General features: G+C 65.1%; 16 protein-coding genes and 1 pseudogene. 13 read left to right on the forward strand and 4 right to left on the reverse strand.

Translation table 11 applies throughout. The features are described from left to right. The first annotated feature begins 57 nt into the window (after positions 1-57). From CBM2586_RS18395 to CBM2586_RS18415, 5 genes are all read left to right on the forward strand, one after another. Entirely contained in the window at positions 58-1,605 is a 1,548-nt protein-coding gene (locus CBM2586_RS18395; RefSeq protein ID WP_115689062.1) for a transglycosylase SLT domain-containing protein, read from the forward strand. 419 nt (positions 1,606-2,024) lie between these two features. Next, positions 2,025-3,005: a quinone oxidoreductase family protein gene (locus CBM2586_RS18400; RefSeq protein WP_115665535.1), complete on the forward strand. Its 981-nt coding sequence runs from the start codon at positions 2,025-2,027 to the stop codon at positions 3,003-3,005. Between the two features lie 77 nt (positions 3,006-3,082). Next, a complete protein-coding gene (locus CBM2586_RS18405) occupies positions 3,083-4,150 on the forward strand; it encodes a 3-keto-5-aminohexanoate cleavage protein (RefSeq protein WP_115665534.1) in 1,068 nt (355 codons plus the stop codon). A gap of 40 nt (positions 4,151-4,190) precedes the next feature. Further along, the gene (locus CBM2586_RS18410; protein WP_115689064.1) at positions 4,191-5,180 is read left to right on the forward strand and encodes a Bug family tripartite tricarboxylate transporter substrate binding protein; all 990 of its coding nucleotides are present in this window, start codon (positions 4,191-4,193) and stop codon (positions 5,178-5,180) included. Positions 5,181-5,285: 105 nt separating this feature from the next. Further along, positions 5,286-6,281, forward strand: a complete 996-nt coding sequence (locus CBM2586_RS18415) for a Bug family tripartite tricarboxylate transporter substrate binding protein (protein WP_115689066.1) — start codon at positions 5,286-5,288, stop codon at positions 6,279-6,281. A gap of 232 nt (positions 6,282-6,513) precedes the next feature. On the opposite strand, the gene CBM2586_RS18420 is transcribed toward CBM2586_RS18415, so the two are convergent. Continuing rightward, a complete protein-coding gene (locus CBM2586_RS18420) occupies positions 6,514-7,422 on the reverse strand; it encodes a TauD/TfdA dioxygenase family protein (protein ID WP_115665531.1) in 909 nt (302 codons plus the stop codon). Positions 7,423-7,544: 122 nt separating this feature from the next. Here CBM2586_RS18420 and CBM2586_RS18425 point away from each other — a divergent pair, with 122 nt between their 5' ends. After that, positions 7,545-8,570 (forward strand): AraC family transcriptional regulator, encoded by a 1,026-nt coding sequence (locus tag CBM2586_RS18425; RefSeq protein WP_115665530.1) that lies wholly within the window; start codon positions 7,545-7,547, stop codon positions 8,568-8,570. Between the two features lie 204 nt (positions 8,571-8,774). On the opposite strand, the gene CBM2586_RS18430 is transcribed toward CBM2586_RS18425, so the two are convergent. Both CBM2586_RS18430 and CBM2586_RS18435 read right to left on the reverse strand, forming a co-directional pair. After that, a complete protein-coding gene (locus tag CBM2586_RS18430) occupies positions 8,775-9,254 on the reverse strand; it encodes a YbhB/YbcL family Raf kinase inhibitor-like protein (protein WP_115666493.1) in 480 nt (159 codons plus the stop codon). Between the two features lie 468 nt (positions 9,255-9,722). Continuing rightward, positions 9,723-10,745: a class I fructose-bisphosphate aldolase gene (locus CBM2586_RS18435; protein WP_115689068.1), complete on the reverse strand. Its 1,023-nt coding sequence runs from the start codon at positions 10,743-10,745 to the stop codon at positions 9,723-9,725. Between the two features lie 283 nt (positions 10,746-11,028). Here CBM2586_RS18435 and ilvD point away from each other — a divergent pair, with 283 nt between their 5' ends. The 7 genes and pseudogenes from ilvD to CBM2586_RS18470 all read left to right on the forward strand — a co-directional run bounded on the left by ilvD (position 11,029) and on the right by CBM2586_RS18470 (position 20,927). Then, positions 11,029-12,888: a dihydroxy-acid dehydratase gene (ilvD, locus tag CBM2586_RS18440; RefSeq protein WP_115689070.1), complete on the forward strand. Its 1,860-nt coding sequence runs from the start codon at positions 11,029-11,031 to the stop codon at positions 12,886-12,888. Between the two features lie 221 nt (positions 12,889-13,109). Next, positions 13,110-15,995 (forward strand): type VI secretion system Vgr family protein, encoded by a 2,886-nt coding sequence (locus CBM2586_RS18445; RefSeq protein WP_115689072.1) that lies wholly within the window; start codon positions 13,110-13,112, stop codon positions 15,993-15,995. Positions 15,996-16,008: 13 nt separating this feature from the next. After that, on the forward strand, positions 16,009-18,261 hold the full coding sequence (locus CBM2586_RS18450) for a M23 family metallopeptidase (protein ID WP_145987426.1): 2,253 nt from the start codon (positions 16,009-16,011) through the stop codon (positions 18,259-18,261). Beyond that, complete coding sequence (locus tag CBM2586_RS32110) at positions 18,249-18,920, forward strand: hypothetical protein (RefSeq protein WP_198035863.1); 672 nt, start codon at positions 18,249-18,251, stop codon at positions 18,918-18,920. Before CBM2586_RS18450 ends, CBM2586_RS32110 begins: the two co-directional genes overlap by 13 nt. 159 nt (positions 18,921-19,079) lie before the next feature. Continuing rightward, positions 19,080-19,967 carry a Bug family tripartite tricarboxylate transporter substrate binding protein gene (locus tag CBM2586_RS18460; protein WP_115689076.1) on the forward strand — a complete coding sequence of 296 codons (888 nt, stop codon included), beginning with the start codon at positions 19,080-19,082 and terminating at the stop codon, positions 19,965-19,967. A gap of 29 nt (positions 19,968-19,996) precedes the next feature. Next, positions 19,997-20,567, forward strand: a pseudogene (locus CBM2586_RS18465) (acyclic terpene utilization AtuA family protein). 9 nt (positions 20,568-20,576) lie between these two features. After that, positions 20,577-20,927: an AtuA-related protein gene (locus CBM2586_RS18470; protein ID WP_115689078.1), complete on the forward strand. Its 351-nt coding sequence runs from the start codon at positions 20,577-20,579 to the stop codon at positions 20,925-20,927. Between the two features lie 4 nt (positions 20,928-20,931). Here CBM2586_RS18470 and CBM2586_RS18475 read toward each other — a convergent pair whose 3' ends face one another. Continuing rightward, positions 20,932-21,699 (reverse strand): IclR family transcriptional regulator, encoded by a 768-nt coding sequence (locus tag CBM2586_RS18475; protein WP_115689080.1) that lies wholly within the window; start codon positions 21,697-21,699, stop codon positions 20,932-20,934. Between the last annotated feature and the right edge of the window lie 34 nt (positions 21,700-21,733).

The following is a 21,733-nucleotide window of genomic DNA, read 5'->3' on the forward strand; positions in this document are numbered from 1 at the left end:
GCCTAGACTCCATATGGGCAAACCGCGCGCTTGCTTGCGCGGCTTGCGATCCCCGCCATGTCCGCTGTCCGCCCTTCCCGTTGGCTGGCAGGCCTCCTTCTGTCCGGCCTGATGGGCGCGCTCAGCCTGTGCGGACCGGCTGCCGTAGCCCAGCAAAAAACGCCATCGCAAAATCCGCCAGCCGCTGCATCGACCCCTGCCGCTACCGCCGCGACAGGCCAGGCCACTCCCGCCAAGCCGCGCGGCCTGAACCTTGCCAACAAGCCCCGTACCGGCGACTTCGACGTGATGCTGAAGAGCCACGTCATCCGCGTGCTGGTGCCGTACAGCCGCACGCTTTACTTCAGCGACAAGGGCCGCGAGCGCGGACTGACCGCGGAGCTGGTGCGTGACTTCGAGCGCTACCTGAACAAGAAATACGCCGACCAGCTCGGCAAGCGCCCGCTGACCATCATCATCATCCCGACCACGCGCGACCGGCTGCTGCCCGACCTGATGGCGGGGCTTGGCGATATCGCCGCCGGCAACCTCACCGAGACCGAAAGCAGGCTGAAGCAGGTGGACTTCACCGCGCCGCGCGACCGCAAGCCGGTGCGCGAGCTGGTGGTCACGGGGCCAAAGGCGCCGCCGTTGCAGCGCCTCGACGATCTCGCCGGAAAGACCGTGCATGTACGGCGCGCCAGCAGCTATTTCGAAAGCCTGACCGTGCTGAACGACGGCCTGCGCCACGCCGGCAAGGTGCCGATCAAGCTGGTCATGCTGCCCGACGCGCTCGAGGACGAAGACGCGCTCGAGATGCTCAACGCGGGCGTGCTGCAGATCCTGGTGGTCGATGACTGGAAGGCGGCGATGTGGGCGCAGATCCTGCCAAACATCAAGGTGCGCGAAGACCTGGCCGTGCGCGAAGGCGGCTATACCGGCTGGGCCTACCGCAAGAACAGCCCGCAACTGCGGCAGGCGATCGAAGACTTCTACTTCAATTTCGTCAAGAAGCAGGGCGGGGCGGAGTACCGGCTCAAGCAGACCATGCTGCGCATCAAGCAGATCAAGAACAATACCGACGATGCCGAGTACAAGCGCTTCCAGCAGACCATTGCCTTCTTCGAGAAGTATGGCAAGGACTATGGCTTCGATCCGCTGATGCTGGCCGCGCAGGGCTTCCAGGAATCACAGCTGAACCAGGAGGCGCGCAGCCATGTCGGCGCGGTCGGCATCATGCAGATCATGCCGGCCACCGGCAAGGAACTGAATGTCGGCAATATCCGGATGGCCGAAGCCAACGTCCACGCCGGCGCCAAGTACATGGACCGGCTGATGACGAAGTACTTCCCCGACGCGCATTTCTCGGAAGCGAACCGGCCGCTGTTCGCCTTTGCCAGCTATAACGCCGGGCCGGGCAATATCGCCAAGATGCGCAAGGAAGCGGCGGCGCGCGGACTGGATCCCGACAAGTGGTTCAACAACGTCGAGATCGTGGTGGCGGAGAAGATCGGCATCGAGACCACCACCTATGTGCGCAATATCTTCAAGTACTACGCGGCGTACCGGCTGATGCAGGACATGCAGGCGTCGCGCGAGCGTGCGATCAGGCAGATGCAGAAATAGCGGCCGGCACCGGCAGCCGACCCACAGCGCGGCGCCGGGCGCACTCGGTTGGCCGGCCGCTTGCGTCGAACGGATCAGGCGGACTCGTCCGGGGTGCGTCCGGGGGAACATTGCCAGCATTGCAAGTCCTTGCCGCCGATGCCCCATGCCATCCTGCGGGTGCCAGTCGGCAGGCGGATGTGAACTGGCATCGGCCACCCCCTCCTCCGCGCACGCGGACCATCCCTAAACCCCCTTCCTCTGCCCACGCCAACGCGAGCGGCCGCGCCGCTCCGTGTCAGAAAAGGGAAAGCCCAAGACGCCCAGGGGAAAGCGCAATGCCCGGCACGGCCTGATGATTGGCCACACAGGCCGTCCCACAGGCAAGCCAGCCGGGAAGCCGACGCGCACTTTCATATTCGACAGCAGACAGGAGACACATGGCGAAAGTCATCAGGATTTACGAAACGGGCGGGCCCGAGGTCCTTCGATTTGAGACCGCTGCCATCGGCGAGCCGGGGCCAGGCGAGGTCCGCGTCCGTCATGTGGCCGTAGGACTGAATTTTGCCGACACGTATTTCCGCAGCGGCACGTATCAGGTTCCGCTGCCCAGCGGCATCGGCAACGAAGCAGCCGGCGTGATCGAGGCCGTGGGGGCCGGCGTCGCCCACCTGGCGGTCGGCGACCGCGTGACCTATACCGGCTTCACCAACACGCTGGGCGCCTACAGCACCGAGCGGTTGATCCCTGCCGCGCCGCTGATCAAGCTGCCTGAGGCGATCCGATGCGAAGTCGCCGCGGCGATGACCATGCGGGGCTTGTCAGCCGCCTACCTGATGCGCCGGATCTACCCGTTCAAGGCGGGCGACACCATCCTGCTGCATGCCGCGGCGGGGGGTGTCGGCCTGATCGTTTCGCAATGGGCCAAGCTGCTGGGGCTGACCGTGATCGGCACGGTTTCGACCGAGGCCAAGGCCGAAGTGGCGCGCGCCCATGGCTGCGATTACACCATCAACTACAGCCATGAGGACGTGGCCAGGCGCGTGCGCGAGTTGACGGATGGCGTGGGCGTGTCCGTGGTGTTCGACAGCGTCGGCAAGGACACCTTCATGGCCTCGCTCGACTCGCTCAAGCGCCGCGGCCTGCTGGTATGCGTTGGCTTTGCCTCGGGCCCGGTCAGCGGTTTCGATCCGGCCATCCTGGCCCGCAAGGGCTCGGCCTACCTGACGCGCCCTGGCCTGGCCGACTATATCGCCGACCCTGCCGAAAAGGCGGAACTGGTCGATGAACTGTTCGGCCATGTCGCGGCGGGCCGCATCCGCATCGAGATCAATCAGCGCTATGCCCTGGAGGATGCCGTGCAGGCGCACCGCGACCTCGAGGCGCGCAAGACCACGGGCTCGTCCATTTTCGTGATCTGAAGGTTTCCGGCTTGCCAAGCGCCTTCTTCTGATCCGACATTCCCGACATTCACGATTCATCCTGGAGACACAACACCATGAACTTCCTTGACGGCCACCTGTATCCCGAGAACCAGCAGCCGCTGATCATTACGGCGGCGCCTTATGCGCCGGGCTGGATTCCCTCGGACTTCCCGGAAGACATTCCCGTCACCATGGAAGAACAGATCCAGAAGGCGGTGGATTGCTATGAGGCCGGTGCCAGGGTGCTGCATCTGCATGTCCGCGAAGCCGACGGCAAGGGCAGCAAGCGCTTGTCGATGTTCAACGAGCTGATCGCCGGGGTGCGCGCCGCCGTGCCCGACATGGTGATCCAGGTGGGCGGCTCGATCAGCTTCGCGCCCGAAGAGGGCCAGGCCGCCAAATGGCTGAGCGACGACACGCGGCATATGCTGGCCGAACTCGAGCCGAAGCCCGATCAGGTCACGGTGACCGTCAACACGACCCAGATGAACGTGACCGAGCATGCCGGCGTGGATGACTTCAAGGGCGTGTCGCGCGGATTCCCGCACCTTTACGACACGTACAAGGACATGATCGTGCCCTCGAATCCCAGCTGGGCCGAGGAACATATCCGGCGACTGTCGGCCGCCGGTATCCAGAGCGAGTTCCAGGTCTACAACATCAACAGCTTCGAAACCATCGAGCGGATGATTCGCCGCGGCGTCTACAAGGGCCCGCTGGTGATGAACTGGGTGGCGATCAGCGGCGGCATGGACCAGGCGAATATCTACAACCTCGCCAATATGCTGCGCGCGGTCCCCGATGGCGCCGTGGTGACGGTGGAAAGCTCGGTCCTCAATGTGCTGCCCATCAATATGATCGGCATGGCGCTGGGCCTGCATGTGCGATGCGGCATCGAGGACGTACTGTGGAACCAGACGCGCACGGGCAAGATGAGCTCGGTCGAGCAGATCAGGCAACTGGTGCGTATCGCGGGCGAATTCGGTCGCCCCATCGCGACCGCGCAGCAAACGCGCGAAATCCTCAAGCTCGGCGTTTTCTACGACACCGTGGAAGAGACGCTGCAGGCCAATGGCTTCGCCCCCAATCGCAATGGCGGCCACCAGGGATTCCTGCGCAAGCAGGAAAGCCTGCCGGCCTGAGGCCCGGGCGCGGGACAGAACAAGGATATGGAGGGTGACAATGGCATTTCCAAGGCAGTGGTTTGCAGTCCCGCTTGGCGCCGCAGCGCTCGCGGCGTTGTGCGCTTCGGCGCCGGTGGGCGCGCAGGATGCCTGGCCCGCGCGCCCGATCCAGATGGTCGTGGCGTCGTCGGCAGGGTCGGGAACCGATGCGCTGGCGCGCCTGCTGGCGCAACGCTTGTCGGTATCGCTGAAGCAACCGGTGGTGGTTGACAACCGCCCGGGCGGCAGTGGGGTGGTCGGGACCAGCTTCGTTGTCAAGGCACCGCCCGACGGGTACACGCTGCTTTACACCACGGCGTCGAACATGGTTATCGCGCCGGCTGTGCTGAAAACCATCCCTTACGATCCGAAGAAGAGCCTGGTGCCGATTGCCGAGACGGCTGAGGGTGGCGTGGTGCTGCTGGTGAGCAACGACCTGCCGGTTCACAGCCTGCCGGAGCTGGTCCGGTTCGTGAAGGCGAATCCGGACAAATACGGCTACGCCACCTGGTCTACGGGATCTTCCGGGCAATTGACGATGGAATGGCTGAAGAAGCAGACCGGCATGCAGACCGACCACGTTCCGTACCGGACTTCGAACCAGCTCTTGACCGATCTGGCTTCAGGCGTCGTGAAAATAGGCTGGACCGATCCGGGAGCCCCCATTCCTTTCCTGCGTTCGGGGAAGATCCGCGCCATTGCCATTACCGGCAATGCGCGCGCGCCGCAGTTGCCCGAGGTCAAGACCATGGGCGAGCAGGGCTACAAGTTCGACGCGGTGGGGTGGTTCGGCGTCTTCGCGCCGGCGGGTACCAATCCGGCGATCCTGAAGAGGCTCGGCGACGAAATCAACAAGGTGCAGAAGGCTCCCGATCTCGCCGCCGCGATGAAAACGATGAACTTCGGGCCGCCGCCCGTGACCACGCCTGAGCAGTTCCGGGAGATGGTCGGCCGCGATCTGCAACTCTGGTCGAAGATCGCTGCCGATGCCCGGATCCAGATCGACTAGTGAGAAGCGGCAACACAGGGCGAACGCCAATCCTTCGCGTGCAGAGTGAAGGCTGCGTTCGCCCAACGAGTATGGGCAGCTGTAAGGTGATCAAGAGGTACGAACATGAAGCAATACAACCATAACTTTGGGTGGCGGGGATGCGTCGTGGCGATCGGTGTGGGTGTCGCCGCCTGGATGCCCGCGGCCCAGGCCCAGCCGGATTGGCCGACGAAGCCGGTCCGCCTCGTGGTGGGCGGTCCCGCGGGCGGCACCGCCGACGCACTGGCGCGGCTGCTGGCGGAAGGCCTGCACAAGACGTGGGGCAAGCCGGTGATCGTGGAAAACAAGGCGGGCGCAGCGGGTGCGCTGGCCATCGGCGACTTGCAGTCGACCGGCAAGGATGGCCATACCCTGTTGCTGATACAGGGCGGTGTGGTGAGCGAAGCGCCGCTGGCCAACAAGGTCCAATACAAGCCATTCAGCGACCTGAAGCCCCTGGCACAGGTCAGCCGCACGGGCTTGGTGCTGGTTGCCAACAAGGATGCGCCGTTTGCCGATCTCAAGCAGCTGGTGGCATACGGCAAATCGCAAAAGGACGGGCTCGTGTTCGCTTCCTATGCGCCGGGCTTGAAGGGCCACACCTCGGGCATGCTGTTCGGGCAGCTGGCCCAGGTGCCAATGCGGCATGTGGGCTACAAGGGCTCGCCGCCGGCATTGAACGACCTCATGGGGGGCCATGTTCCACTGATGTTCGATGGGGTGACAACCTCATTGCCGCTGATCAGGGCGGGAAAGATCAAGGCGATCGCGGTGGCCTATCCGTCCCGGATCTCCGGGCTGGAGGCGGTGCCTACCTTCAAGGAGCTCGGTTATCCCCAGCTGTCGCAGGCAGGCTGGTTCGCGGTGTGGTCGCGCCCGGACGTTGCCCCGGAAATCCAGCATAAGGTCCGCGAGGCAACGCTGGCTTACTTCAGGCAACCCGCGGTGCAGAAGCGCATCAAGGAAATGGGCATGGAGCAGGGGGATGCCGCCACTTCGGACGAGATGATGGCGGACCTCAGGCAAGCGTACCAGCAGCAGGCCGCGCTGCTGAAGTCCATCAACTACCAGCCGGAATAGTCTCGCCACGGCAGCGCGGGGCAGGCTCATGCAACGATCAGCCTGCGCCGGTCCGGGGGTTCACGCTGGTGCAAGCGCTGGTGGAAGGGGGCGGGTTCCCGGCCCGCCTCGCTGCTCGTGGATATCAGGCGCGACGACCGCCGTTGCGGCTGGACCGCACAGGGTCACGCAGGCCGGGAACGACGGGAACGGCCGGGGTTATCGAGACCATGCCCGGGGTCCAGGCCGATCTTCAATATGGCGCGTCACCGACGATGGCGGTGCGCTCCATTTTGCGATGACACGGCGGGTAATCCATGACTGCGTAATGCTGGGTTGAGCGGTTGTCCCAGAACGCAACACTGTTTTTCTTCCAGCGGAAGCGCACCTGGTATTCGGGGATCATGGCCTGGCTGACGAGGTAGCTGAGCAAGTTGCTGGCGCCCGGCGCCTTGTCCAGACCGAAGCGAACGTTGGCCGGCACGTTGTAGTTGGTGAAGTGCGTGGTAAAACTGCCGTTGACGAACAGCACTTTCTCTCCGGTTTCCGGATGGATGCGCACCACCGGGTGTTCGGCATCGGGGTACTGAGCCTTCAGCGCAAGACGCTTTTCGATTGGCATCGCGGCGCCAAAGCTTGCTTCGATGCTGTGGCGCGCGCGCAATGGGGCGATCTTCGCCTTGATCTCCTCGGGCAACTGCTGGTATGCCTCGACCATGTTGACCCACATGGTATCGCCGCCCACCGGCGGGCATTCGACACAGCGCAGCACGCAGCCCATCGGAGGCTTTTCGCGCCAGGTGGCATCGGTATGCCAGGAATTCTCGTGGCGGTCGGGTGGGCTGTCCGGCGTCTTATAGATCTGGACGAGTCCGCGGTGATCGGGGTGGCTGCCCACCACCGGATGGTCTTCCAGCTGGCCAAAGCGGCTTGCAAAGGCCACGTGCTGCGCGCGCGTGATGTCCTGGTCGCGAAAGAACAGCACCCGATGCTTGAGCAGCAGTGCGTGGATTTCGGCCATTTGCTGGGCATCCTCGGCGGCCACGCCCAGATTGACGTTGCCGAGCTCTGCGCCGATCGTGCAGGTGAGGGGCTCGACCCGGATCGTGCCGAGAGATGTTGCGCGAACCACGGCGGGTGCCGCCGCTAGTGGCTGATTCATGACGTTGTCTCCTGTAGTAATCGTGCCGCCACAGCAGTGTGTCGGCTGCCGCCGTTTCCCGCTTGACAGTACGTGACAGGCATTTATCCTTATGTGTCACAGCCCCCGTCCCCGCCCGTCCGATGTCGTCACTTGTCCGCGCCGCAGCCCTGACCAACTTCAGCGAGCTTGCCCGAGCCGCCGGACTGGATCCGGTACGCATGCTCCTCGATGCGGGATTGAACCCGAACGCGCTGCGCGAGCCGGACATCATGATTCCCGTGGAGCGCCTTGGGCGCCTGCTGCAGGCGGCCGCAACCCTGTCAGGCAACGAGAGTTTCGGGCTGTGCATGGCGGAATCGCGCCTGTTATCCAATCTCGGGCCGGTAGGGCTGCTGATCCGAGACCAGCCGACGCTGCGGGACTCGCTGCAGATGCTGATGCGCTATCAGGCGCTGCTTAACAGTGCCTTGTCGCTGGCGATCGAGGAGTGCGGCGATCTGGTCATCATCCGCGAAGGGGTCATGGCCGGCAATGCGCACGAGCCCACGCGCCAGCGGGTCGAGTTGGCGCTGGGCGTCATGGTGCGGCTGATTCGCCAGCTTCACAAGCACGACTGGGAGCCGGCGCGCGTGTGCTTTGAACATCCGGCCCCGCGCGACCTCAGTGTGCACCAGCGATTTTTTGGCCCCAACGTCGAGTTCAACTACGACTTCAACTGCATCGTCTGCCCGAAGGCGGATCTCGACGCGCGCAACCCGTATGCCGATCCGGCCATGGCGCGCTATGTGCAGCAATTGATAGACACCGCGGCCATGTCGCGGCAGGCAACCATGCTCGACGACGTCCGGCGCATGGTGGTGCTGCTGCTGCCCAGCGGGCGCTGCAGCATCGAGCAGGTCGCCGAGCACCTGGGCATCGGCTGCCGCACCGTGCAGCGCCGCCTGGCGGAAGAGGGGAAGCCGTTCTCGTCGATCGTCAACGACATCCGCACGGAACTCGCGGCGCGCCACGTCATGGAAACCAACCGTCCGTTGACCGAGGTGGCGACGCTCCTGGGGTTCTCCGCGCCGAGCGGGTTCTCGCGCTGGTATCACGCGCACTTTGGCTGCAGCCCCAAGGAAAGCCGCACCGCGCGCGGTCGTGCGCAGCCTGAACTGCCTGCCTGAGCCTGGCTGCGCTTCGACCACCCCGGCGCATCGCTGGTCCGATCGCCATCGCGGTGCAGGCCGAGCACATTGCCGGCGAGTTCGAGACCTTCGTACGTTGAGCGCCGCGTCGCACGTGGGGAACGGCCCCTTGTACGACGACGCGCGCGGATTCATTTGGAGACTCGAAGACTTACGAAACCTGGCTTCCGCGCGTCTTGCGCATCAGCGCCCGTGTTTCTGGTAAGTCCCGATGAGTTCGGCATGGGCCAATATATGGCCTCGCATCGCCTGTTCCAGCGCTGCCTTGTCCGGCTTGCCGAGATCCGGCAGCACGATGTCCAGGGCATACAGCTTGTGAAAATACCGGTGCCGGCCGATTGGAGGACATGGGCCGCCATAATCGGCGCGGTGCCAGTCGTTGAAACCTTGGCGAGCGCCCGGCGGCAAGCTATCCCGGCTCATATGCTGCGCCAGCGCGCCGGGCTGCGGCGGCAGGTTGTACACGAGCCAATGGACCCATGTCATTTGCGGTGACGCCGGATCCGGCGCATCCGGATCATCGACGATCAGGACCAGGCTGGCAGTGGAGGGCGGCAACCCTGACCACGCCAGGGGAGGCGACACATCGGCGCCTTCGCAGGTGTGCACAGTGGGAATCTCACCGCCTTGGGCGAACGCAGGGGATGTCAGTATGAGCGGCATCGATAACCTCTGCTGGGCAAGTAGCGCTGGTGCGAACAGCATGGCCGCAAAGGCCAGCAACCTTGGTAGAGGTGCCAGTTGCACCATATCGGCCCCCGTCAGCGCAGATGGCTGTTCCAACTTAGCCCGGATCCAGGCCCTGTTCAAGGGACGGTGCGGTTGGCCGGGCCAATCCATAAGTGCCACCGTTCTTCGGAACGATCACTCGTTAGGCCGAAGGCCCAGGGGTACTGGCGAAGGCGTTGCCAGTTGCCGGACATGCTTCGGGCGGCGTGGCCGGCCAGTTCAAGCGATAGCCGTCGCGGCCTTTATTCCGGGCACTGCCCGCGTCGCAATGGCATTGCTTCGATCTCGCGGGCATCCATCGAGCCGATTACGCGTATTGGATGCCGGCAGGGGCCAGTCTCCTGCCGCCACCTGGCGCGAGCCCGACTGCGCTGGTGGCTGGCCTTCTGTCGTCGTTTCTGCTCAACCGGCCGCGCCCTCCAGCGCCGCCTCATATTTCCCCAGGCAAGCCATGCCATTGAGCCGCGAGCGCAGCAGCAATGCCTGTTGCGCCTGCGCGGCATTGGCGGCGTCGCCGCGCCAGGCCAGCAGCGGCGGCTCCTGCAGCGCGCGCCCATAAGAGAACGACAGCCGCCACGGCAGCGGGCCCAGCCGGTTCATGGCGTCGAGATTGACCGTGGCCTCGGTGGGAGTCTGTCCGCCGGACAGGAAGAAGATGCCCGGCACCGCAGCAGGCACGGCGCGCTTGAGCACCTGCACGGTCTGCATCGCGACCTCCGCCGGTGGCGCGTGGCCGGCCTCCTTGCCGGGCAGCACCATGCTGGGCTTGAGCAGCATGTGTTCCAGCGCCACCCCGTAGCGGTGCAGGGCGTGGAAGACTTCATGCAGCACGGCCTCGGTTACCTGGGCGCAACGGGCCATGGAGTGGCCGCCATCCATCAGCACCTCGGGCTCGACGATCGGCACCACGCCGGCCTGCTGGCAGATCGCGGCGTAGCGGGCCAGCGCTTCGGCATTGGCCTGTACCGCGGCGAGACCGGGCAGGGTATCGGACACGTTGTAGACCGCGCGCCACTTGGCAAAGCGCGCGCCCTGTTGCCGGTAGTTGGCCAGCCGCTTGCCCAGCCCGTCGAGGCCCTCGGTGATCTCGTCGCCGCGGGCGAGCGCGAGGGCGAGCTTGCCCTTGTCGACCTTGATTCCCGGCACGATGCCCTGGCGCGCGGCCAGTTCCGGCAGCGGCGTGCCATCGTCGCTGCGCTGGCCCAGCGTTTCCTCGTACAGGATCACGCCGCTGATGTACTCGCCCAGGCCGGGCGTGCCCAGGAGCAGGTTACGCCACGCGCGCCGGTTCTCTTCGCTCGATTCCACGCCGATGCGCTCGAAGCGCTTGGCGATGGTCGGGCCGCTCTCGTCGGCGGCCAACAGGCCCTTGCCAGGCTGTGCCAGGGCGTCCACGGTGGCTTGCAGTTCGCTTGATGTATCCATGACGTTGCTCCGCGCAGGTGACATAAGCGCAAGCATTTCCCCGAAACGGCAATCGCGCAAGGGTATCGGAGGCGGGTGGCGCGCTCCCATGGTGGCCGCCCGAACATTGCGGTCGGCCTGGCGGGCGCCGCGTGCCGCGCGGCGGGGAAAGCGCCTGCCGCGCTGGCTGTGGGATAATCGCGGCTTTGCCCACGGCGCAGCTCAAGAGGTTGATCGCACGGGCATGCCAGGGCCCTTATTCCCGCGGCCCGCTTCCTACCCGCGATACTTCTAAAGCAAGACCATGCCCACTTACCGTTCCAAAACCTCCACCGCCGGCCGCAACATGGCGGGGGCGCGCTCGCTGTGGCGCGCCACCGGCATGAAAGACGAAGACTTCTCCAAGCCCATCATTGCCGTGGTCAATTCCTTCACGCAGTTCGTGCCGGGGCACGTGCACCTGAAGGACCTGGGCCAGCTGGTCGCGCGCGAGATCGAGGCCGCGGGTGGCGTCGCCAAGGAGTTCAACACCATCGCGGTCGACGACGGCATCGCCATGGGCCATGACGGCATGCTGTACTCGCTGCCCAGCCGCGACATCATCGCCGACTCGGTCGAATACATGGTCAACGCGCACTGCGCCGATGCCATGGTGTGCATCTCCAACTGCGACAAGATCACGCCGGGCATGCTGATGGCCGCGATGCGGCTGAACATCCCGGTGATCTTCGTTTCGGGCGGGCCGATGGAAGCCGGCAAGACGCGCCTGGCCAACCCCGTCACCAAGGCCATGGAGTTCAAGAAGCTGGACCTGGTCGATGCCATGGTGATCGCCGCCGACAGCGCGTATTCCGACGCCGACGTGGCCGAGGTGGAGCGTTCCGCCTGCCCGACCTGCGGCTCGTGCTCGGGCATGTTCACCGCCAATTCCATGAACTGCCTGACCGAGGCGCTGGGTCTGTCCCTGCCCGGCAACGGCACCGTGGTGGCCACGCACGCGGACCGCGAGCAGCTGTTCAAGCGCGCCGGGTGCCGCATCGTCGAACTGGCGCGCCAGTACTACGAACAGGAAGACGCGCGCGTGCTGCCGCGCGCGGTGGGCTTCAAGGCGTTCGAGAACGCCATGACGCTGGACATCGCCATGGGCGGCTCGACCAACACCATCCTGCACCTGCTGGCGATCGCGCGCGAGGCGGAAATCGACTTCGACATGACCGACATCGACCGCCTGTCGCGCGTCGTGCCGCAGCTGTGCAAGGTCGCGCCCAACACCAACAAGTACCACATCGAGGATGTGCACCGCGCCGGCGGCATCATGGCCATCCTGGGCGAGCTGGAGCGCGCCGGCAAGCTGCACACCGACGTGCCGACGGTACATGCCCCCACGCTGAAGGACGCACTGGCGCAGTGGGACATCGCCCGCACCCAGGATGAGGCGGTCAGGCAGTTCTACCTGGCCGGCCCGGCCGGCATTCCCACCCAGGTGGCGTTCAGCCAGAACACGCGCTGGCCCAGCCTGGACCTGGACCGCGCCGAAGGCTGCATCCGCTCCTACGAGCACGCCTTTTCCAAAGAAGGCGGCCTGGCGGTGCTGACCGGCAACATCGCACTCGACGGCTGCGTGGTGAAGACCGCCGGCGTCGACGAGAGCATCCTGGTGTTCGAGGGCACCGCCCACGTCACCGAATCTCAGGACGAAGCGGTCGAGAACATCCTCAACGACAAGGTCAAGGCCGGCGACGTGGTGATCGTGCGCTACGAAGGCCCGAAGGGCGGCCCCGGCATGCAGGAAATGCTCTACCCCACCAGCTACATCAAGTCCAAGGGCCTGGGCAAGGCCTGCGCGCTGCTGACCGACGGCCGCTTCTCCGGCGGCACCTCGGGCCTGTCGATCGGCCACTGCTCGCCCGAAGCCGCAGCCGGCGGCGCCATCGGCCTGGTGCAAGACGGCGACAAGATCCGTATCGACATCCCCAACCGCACCATCAACGTGCTGGTGTCCGACGAAGAGCTGGCACGCCGCCGCGAGGCGCAGAACGCCAAGGGCTGGAAGCCCGCCAAGCCGCGCCCGCGCAAGGTGTCCGCGGCGCTGAAGGCCTACGCCAAGCTGGTGATGTCGGCCGACAAGGGCGCGGTGCGCGATTTGTCGCTGCTGGACGACTGATGCGACGATGGGCCGCGCGCCCATGAAGCTGCCAAAGCCGCTCTTCGGAGCGGCTTTTTTTTCGTTAAGCGAACCCGGCAGATGCCCCATGACGGTTTCTTTTATCTGATAAAAATAGCTATAAATATCATTTAATACATTTCTGATGGACTTCCGTACCCTTTCAGGGCAGATTCGCACATTCGCCCATCAGTGATTGCGCTGCCCTGGTTGTACTGGAAATGGACCTTGCCACGCTCTATCAGCATCTCTTTTCATCGCATCATCGCCTGTACAGGCTGGACGGCGGCTCGCCGGTCGAGGAACTTGCCGTCGAAGCCTGGATCGGCCGCGAAGCCATTTCTGCGGTGTTCGAATGGCGCATCGTGGCGGTCAGCGCCAATGCCGATATCGCGCTGGACAGCCTGCTCGGTCAGCGCGTCACGCTGATCATCACGCTTGCCGGCGGCGGTCAGTCGCGGCGCACCGGCCTGATCCGGCAGGCCGAGAAGCTTAGCGCTGACGGCAGCCTGGCGCGCTACCGGCTGACCGTGGTCCCGTGGCTGTGGCTGACCACGCAGCAGCGCCACAGCCAGGTGTTCCAGAACCGCAAGCTCGACGGCATCATCAACGCCGTTCTGCAGGACTACGCGCCGTACGCGCAATGGCGTTACGCCGCCGGCGCCGAATCCCGCATCGCCGCGTTCGGCGAACGCGCCCACCTGGCGCAATTCCGCGAGACCGACTACCAGTTCCTGTCACGCCTGCTGGCCGAAGCCGGGATGGGCTACACCGTGATGGAAGACGAGGAAGCGCCTTTCGGCCACGCCGTGGTGATCTTTGCCGACAGTGCGCAACTGCCTGAGGACCCCGAGTCAGCCGCTGGCGGCGGCATCCGCTACCACCGCGCGCATAGCCAGGAATCGGCCGACGCGATCCAGCAGTTGATCTGTGAAACCCGTGCCGCTGTCGGCGGCGTCGCAGTGGGCGCCTGGGATCCCGAGGGCAAGCGCACCGTCCGTGGCCACGCGCCGGCACGCTTCGACGTATTTTCAGGCCGGGCAGCCAGCCCCCATCCGTACTTGTCCGTCAGCCTGTCGCTGGCGCCGGACACGGCCAGCGCGCAGCGGGTCGCCGAGCAGGTGATGGAAGCCATCGAAGCCCGCGCGCTGGTGTTCACCGGCAGCGCCTCCGCGCGCACGCTGCGCAGCGGCACACGACTGACCGTCACCGGCTGCCCGCACCTGCCGCCGCTGGACGACGATGCAGCCGGCTACCCGCTGCTGCTCGATGCGGTGGAGCACTGCGGCATCAACAACCTCGCCGTGGAGACGCGCGCCGCGCTCGCCGACCGGATCGGCCCCCTGGAAGCGGCATTGCGCTTCGACACGCCACCGCCGGCGCCGGATGTTGCGGCGACTACGACTGGTCTGATGCGCAGCTTCGTCGACGACGCGGCCGAGCGGCTGGCGCCGACCGTAGCCCTGCTGGCGGCAGCACGGGAACACGGCCATGCGGCGCTCTTCCGTGCCTTCGAAGCGCGTCGGCCGTGGCGCGCCGCCGTGCTGGAGGGCGATTGCCCGCGCCTGTACAGCCGTGCTACCCCGCTGGGCGTGCATACCGCAATCGTGGTCGGCCCGGAGGGACAGAGCGAGGCCGAGGGCAATGCCGAACACCACGCCAGCCCGCGCGGGCAGATCCGCGTGCGCTTCCCGTGGCAGCGCGGCGCGCGCGCCGACGATCGGAGCAGCCGCTGGCTGCGCGTGGCACAGCGCCAGGCGGGGGCCGGCATGGGCTGGCAATGGCTGCCGCGCATCGGCCAGGAGGTGCTGGTCAAGTTTGCCGACAACGATATCGACCAGCCGTTCGTGATCGGCGCGCTGTACAACGGCCAGGGCGAAGCCGGCATCGCGCCCACGCCGGGCGGCAAGTCAATGGCCGCCACCACGTTCTCCCAGCCGTATGACGCCAGCGGCCTCTATGCGATGAGCTCCGACAGCCAGCCGAGCGCACAAGGCAACCTTGCCGGCGGCAACAGCCCGGCGTGGCACGGCATGGGTGCCGATCCGGATGGGCACCGCAACGACGCCGCGCTGACCGGGTTCAAGAGCCAGGAGCATGGCGGCAAGGGCTACAACCAGCTGGTGTTCGACGACACCGATGAGCAGCTGCGCACGCAAGTGGCCACCACCGAACAAGCCACCCAGCTCAATCTGGGCCACGTGATCCACCAGCAGGCCAATCGCCGTGGCAGCTTCCGGGGGCAGGGGTTCGAGCTGCGCACCGACGGCCACGTCGCGGTACGCGGCCAGGCCGGGCTACTGCTTACGACCTATCGCGATGCCGTCACGGGCCGCGTGCTGCCGACCGGCGACAACGCCGCCGGCATCGCACTGTTGCGGCAGGCCGGTGATCTGGTCAGGACGCTGAGCGATGGCGCGACCACCCATCAAAGCCAGGCGCTGTCGACAGGCAAGGACGATGAGTCACCGTTGGCGAAACACGCCAGGGCCGCAGCCGGCATGGTCGATGGGCAATCGCTAGAAGCGGCCCAGGGTGATGCCGCCGACGGCAATACCAGCACACCAGGCAAGGTGCCGCACCAAGCGGAGCCGATGGTCCACCTCAACGGCAGGGCTGGCGTGGCCGTGGTGGCGGGACAGGACCTGCAGATCGCCAGCGGCGAGAGCGTCGTGCTGGCCAGCGGGCAGGACAACAATGTCGCCGTCGCGGGGCAGGGTCGCATTCATGCGGGACAGGCGATCGGCATTGCGGCCGGGCTGTCCGCTCCCGGCGAGGGCAACGTCGGCCTGCAATTGACGGCGGGGCAGGATGATATCGATATCCAGGCGCAGCATGATCTTCTAAAGCTGGCGGCGCGGGACGACCTGACCATCGTGTCCACCAATATGAATGTGGATTTTGCTGCGGCCAAGCGCATTCGTATTGCGACGGCTGCTGGGGCTGCCATCACGATTGAGGGTGGCAACATTACCTTTGAATGTCCAGGGCCGATTACCTATAAGGCCGCGCAGAGGAAGTTCGAGCCAGGCGTCCGCCACGACTATCCGCTGCCAATGGCACCAGCGACTCCATGGGAAATACCCGGTTCCTTCCCATACTCCTGAGCCGGATCGCGCCATGATCATCAGCTATCCCATTCTTACAATGCCGCCGGCAGGCAACGCCATGGAGGAGTCCGAGGACGCCTGGCTGGCGCGGCTGCTGGCGCAATCGGACGACCCGAAGGGCGCGTATCCGACCCGCATGGTCGGCAACACGTACTGTTGGCACGGCGGTCTGCATGTCGGTGCCAATGCGGCCACGCCGGTTCGCGCTATCGCAGATGGCACCATCGTGGCCTACCGGCTGGCACCCAATACCGAAAATTATGAAGGGCAGCCCTATGACACCAGTTTCGTGCTGCTGCGCCATCAGACCGAAACCGGCGCCGCCACGCCAGTGGTGTTCTATTCGCTGTACATGAACCTGGCCGCCGCCGAGCATTTGCACGGTCGTACCGACACGCTACCGGCGTGCTACCGAACCCGTACCAGCCGGGACGCGCGCGTGCCGGACGATCCCGAGAAAGCCAAGGTCTACCGGCGCGACATACTGGGCTATCCGGGAAGCCAGCACCAGGCCGGGCGCAGTGGCTTCCACTTCGAGATATTCTGTCCCGACGAGGCACTGGCCGACTTTTTCCGCGACAGCAGCCGCATCACGGACAAGGGCAGCGCCGACATCTACGGCGACGTTCACTTCGTTATCCCGGAAGGCAAGTCATTTGTAGCGGCGCATCCGCGCTTGCCCAAGGACAATGGGGTATGGCGGACGGCGGACAAGGATGACAACCCGATGTTTCCGGCTGGCACAGCGGGGAGCAATGCCGGGCAATCGCTCTATGTCAGCGTCCGACTCGACAAGGACAAGCGCATCACCACCACACGCGTACGCACCGAGCATGGCGCGTACCGCGAAATCGGCCGGCTCGTGCAGCCGGGTTATGCCTATGCAATGCGGGCTCTTGCGGAGGCGCTGTATCCGGACAACCCAAGCGCCGGCCTGGAGTGGCTTACCTTCGGGCGTGTGCTGAGCGAAGAGCGCAGCCGCCACACCGACAATTGGCAACTGGTGCCCTATGCGCCCGGCTCGGCGGGCTATATCGACCTGTCGCAGGCCGGTATCGTCCGGTTGTCTGACGCGGACTTCCCGTATTGGCTGGGCTGGAAGAAGGTTGAAGAAGGCGCGATGATGAGTCCGGCCGATGCCATCGTAGATGATTCGGCGACGCTTCAGTTGCTGAGCGACACTAGCGACGCGGGCAAGGCGGCGCTGCGTCATCTGGTGGTCAATCATCCGACTGAATGGGATGTCTCCGACTTGGACGCACGCTTTGCGCGCCTGCGCAAACCGGGCATGCCGCTGGTGTCGGAGGACAGCTGGCAGCGGTTCAAGGAGCAGGCGCAGAAACTTGCATTCTGGCAGCACACTGGATTGCCCCGTGCGGTATGGCACTTCCACCCGCTGCAGTTCATCCATCATATGCGTCGGGCGCTGTGGCTTAGTGTCGATGAACTCAGGCAGGCTGTTCCGGCGAGGATGTTGCGGGGCATTGGGGCGGGGGTTCCGGCCAAGATAGTTTATGAAGCAGCACAGAATTCGGCCGGGAAGTTGATCGCATCCCACTACAAGCAGTTCAACACCATGTGGCGAAAATATGGAGTGACTACGCGACCGCGCCTTGCCGCGTTCTTAGGGAACTCGGTACAAGAAACGATCTGGCTCAGTACTTTGGTAGAGGTCGGTGGAGGGAACAATTGGTATGCGCCATGGTATGGGCGGGGAGCTTTGCAGCTTACTCATCCAGGGAATTACATCGAGTACTGGAAGTTTCGGGGGCGTAACATCGATGCCTCGCTCAGCACGCTGCTTGCCACTGCTCATGAAAAGGCAAGCAAGCTACGCAGCAACGTGCCGCTTCGCGCTGTGGAGGCTCGCATACCAGATGCTGTGGCAAGGTGGCGCGGTGAGATAGTGGACAAGCATTATGAGGCCGCGGACAGCGCTGGCTACTATTGGTTATTGAACCGGGCTAACGAAGAGGCCGACGAATACACCCCCAACAAGCGACGGACCTTCAACATTCATTTCAGCAGCCGGCTAAAGAAACAAGAGCCGTATGTGTTCTACGAAAATGTGTCGTTCCGGCGCGTGGCTTGCACCGTTAACCTGCCGGATCATTTGGGACGGGATAATCCCGCGTTGAACGGCCTTGTGGATAGGTATCACGCCTACGCCTATGCGCAAGTATTGCTGTTCGAGCATCCGACCTTTCCCGATGGAGCTGGCATGGAGCAAATCAAACCGGAGGACTATGGATGGAAAAAGTAAAGCTGCAAGGCCGTCTAGCGTTGGCTAGACGTTGGGCGGCTATTGCCTTGCTGCCTGCTGCATTGAATGCCCGGGCTGGCTTGGATAGTGATGCGGCTCTGCCAAATGGCATGCAGCGCTACGTAATCCCAATGAGCGATTGCGCGGTCGAATTTGTAGCGAAAGCTGGTGGCTATGCTGACCTAGCCGAGCCCAGTCCTTCTCTATTCGGCTATTTCCGTCACAACAACCACTATCCGAAGGATCGCTATGATCGCGCCCTGCATTTCTCGATCAGCTGTCATGCCGGAGCCGCTAAAGAGATATGTCCGAAACTAATGAAAGCATACCGCGGCGTTGATAAGGCCCATGCAAGGGATATTCAATTCAGACAACTTGGAGAACTGAACCCACGCTACTACAGCGAGGCGTACATAGAGACATGGAGCGCAATTGCGCCGCCACGTCCTCGGACATTGGCCTTCTGCATGGGTGATGAGCATCGCGCGGTTATGAGTGAAAACGGCGACGTGCTATTAGGCTACGACCCGCGCGAGATCACCGAAACGCGCGGCAAGCCGGTCTTGAAACGATCGGAGCACGCACTGCCCGATGTGCTCGCCATCATCCGGTCGATGCGGTTCGTACCTGATCCAACACCGAAGCAAGACAATCGGTAGGCCTGGGGATGCATGCGATAGCTCCAAAGGTTCGCCGTGCATTGACGTGACGATGGATAGCGTTTGGCTTCCTTGCTATCAGTCTGACCGCACGAGTCACGGCTCAAGACCATGATGCTTCTGTCCCGAAACGAATGCAGCGCTACGTGATTCCAATCAATGGTTGCGCGTTGGCGTTCGTGGGTAAGGGCCAGCGGCACCACCGATATCCTGGCGCGCGTGGTCGGCGCCCGGCTCGGCGAGGTGCTCGGACAGAGTGTCGTGGTGGAGAACCGTCCGGGGGCGGGCGGCAACCTCGGCGCCGAAGCGGTGGCGCGCGCCGCGCCCGATGGCTATACCCTGCTGATGGGCACGCTTGGCACGCAGGTGACCAACGCCTACCTGTACGCGCGCATGCCCTATGACGCGGCGAAGGACTTCGCGCCGGTGACGCTGGTGGCCAACTCGCCCAATGTGCTGCTGACCAATGCGTCGCAGCCGGTGCGATCGGTGGCGGACGTGATCGCGCTGGCGAAGAGGGCGCCCGGGCGCATCAACTACGCGTCGACCAGCACCGGCGGCTCGCCGCACCTGTCGGGCGAGCTGCTGGTCAGCATGGCCGGCGTCAGGATGCAGCATGTACCGTACAAGGGCGCGGCGCCCGCGATGACGGACTTGCTGGCCGGGCAGGTCGAGCTGATGTTCGACAACCTGCCTTCGGCGCTGGCACAGATCCGTGCGGGCAAGGTCAGGGCCCTCGCCGTGACAAGCCCGCAACGCTCGCCCGTCTTGCCCGACGTGCCGACGGTGCAGGAATCCGGCCTGCCCGGCTACGTGGTGAATTCCTGGTTTGGCCTGCTCGCGCCGGCCGGCACCCCACCGCAGATCGTCGCGCGGCTGCAGCAGGCGGCGGCCGGCGTGCTGGCCGAGCCGGCGGTGCGGCAGCGCATCGAGCAGCTCGGCGCGATGCCGGGCGGCGACACCCCGGCCGTGTTCGCGGCGATCCTCCGCGCGGACCACGAGAAATGGTCGCGCGTGATCCGCCAGGCGGGCATCCAGCCGCAGTAAGGCGACACTCCCACTTCCTGACAATGTCCATGACCAAGACCACGCTGCGCGTCGGCTCCGGCTCCGGCTGGTGGGGCGACCGCGTCGAACCGGCCGCGCTCAGCGCGCGCCTGGGCCGGCTCGACTACCTGTGCTTCGAAACCATGGCCGAGGCAACGGTCTCGGCGGCGCAAGTGCGCAGGCGGCGCGACCCCGCATTCGCCGGCTACGATACCTACCTTGACGAGCGCATGCGCGCGGTCTTGCCGCATTGCCTGGCCAATGGCACGCGCATCATCAGCAACCAGGGCTGGATCCATCCGCTCGGCGCGGCCCGCCGCATCGCGCAGATCTGCGAGGAACTGGGGCAATGCCATCCATGGCGCCGCGTCGCCGGTGCCGCCATGCGAGCCGAACGAGATTGCCGTGCGCGTCGCTGCGCGCACCCGCACGCGCGAAGAGGCCGCCAAGGTCGGCCGCGAGATCGACAGCATGGCGGTGTGCGGGCTGGCGTCGACCGGCAAGCGCGTGCCGCACCAGGACCGCACCCGCGAGATCATCGGCGTGTGGTCGGCACTGGTGCCGCGCGCGCAGGTCGAGTCCCGCATTCACTTTCTCTGAGGGCCAGCCATGATCGTTTGCTTGCGGCGCGTTGCGCATACCCGGTCGGGCGACAAGGGCAACACCTCGAATACGGCCGTGATTGCCTATGACCCGGCGTTCTATCCTTACCTGAAAGCGCAGCTCACCGCGCCGGCGTTCAAGGCCATGTTCGGTGGCGTGATCACGGGAGAGGTAGAGCGCTATGCCGTCGACGGCCTGCAGGCGCTGAACTTTGTCGCGCACGGCGCGCTGGGCGGCGGCGTATCGCGCAGCCTGGCGCTCGACAATTACGGCAAGGCGCTGGCCAGCGCGGTGCTGCGCTTTGAACTCGACATCCCCGAGGCGCTCGCCGGACTGCTGCGCGGGCCGCCGGCCTGACGCGCTAGCGCGGTCCGGCGCGCCGGGTCCAGGCGCTGCTGATGCGGCGCGCTTCATCCTTCAGGCGTCTGGCAAGACGCGCTTCGCGCGCGCGCAGCCGCTCGCTCAGCGCGGCAATGCTGAGCGCGCCGAGCGGCTGGCCTTCGTAGTCGAGAATCGGCACCGCGATGCCGCCCATGTGCTCGACCACCCAGTCGAGGAACATCACATGACCGCGCTCGCGCGCGGCTTGCGCCTCGCTGGCAATCAGGTCCGGCGTCAGCCGCGGGTAGGCCGCGAGCCTGCGCGAGGTGTGCTGCAAGCGCCTGGCCCGCTCCGCCGCCGGCAACCATGCCAGCACCGCCATGCTGCCCGCGCCCACGCCCAGGGGCCGGCGCGTGCCGACCTCGACATAGTTGGCACGGATCGCATAGGTGCCCAGCTCGATCTGCGTGCAGACCGATTCGCCGCGGCTGGCTTCGGTCAGCACGGCGGTGTCCTCGAATTCCTCCACCAGCCGCTCCAGGCTATGCCGGGCCAGCGCGCGCAGGTCGACGCGGCGCTGGGCCACGTCGGCAAGCTGGAACACCTCGGCGCCGATGCCGAAGCGCCGCCGGGCATCGCGCGTGGCGAACCCTTTCGCGACCAGCATGTCCAGCAGGCGCGATGTTGCCGGGTCGAGTCCGGTGGCGCGCGCGACATCGGACAGGCGCCGGACCTGCGGATCGGAAAGCGCCCGCAGGATGGAGAGCGCGCGTTGCACCGGGGACGAGCGGGGGATGCGGTCGGGCATGGTAAGGCCAGGCTGGCGGAGGCCTGCGCATCAT

The sequence above is a fragment of the Cupriavidus taiwanensis genome (assembly GCF_900250115.1).
GTDB lineage: Bacteria > Pseudomonadota > Gammaproteobacteria > Burkholderiales > Burkholderiaceae > Cupriavidus > Cupriavidus taiwanensis_B.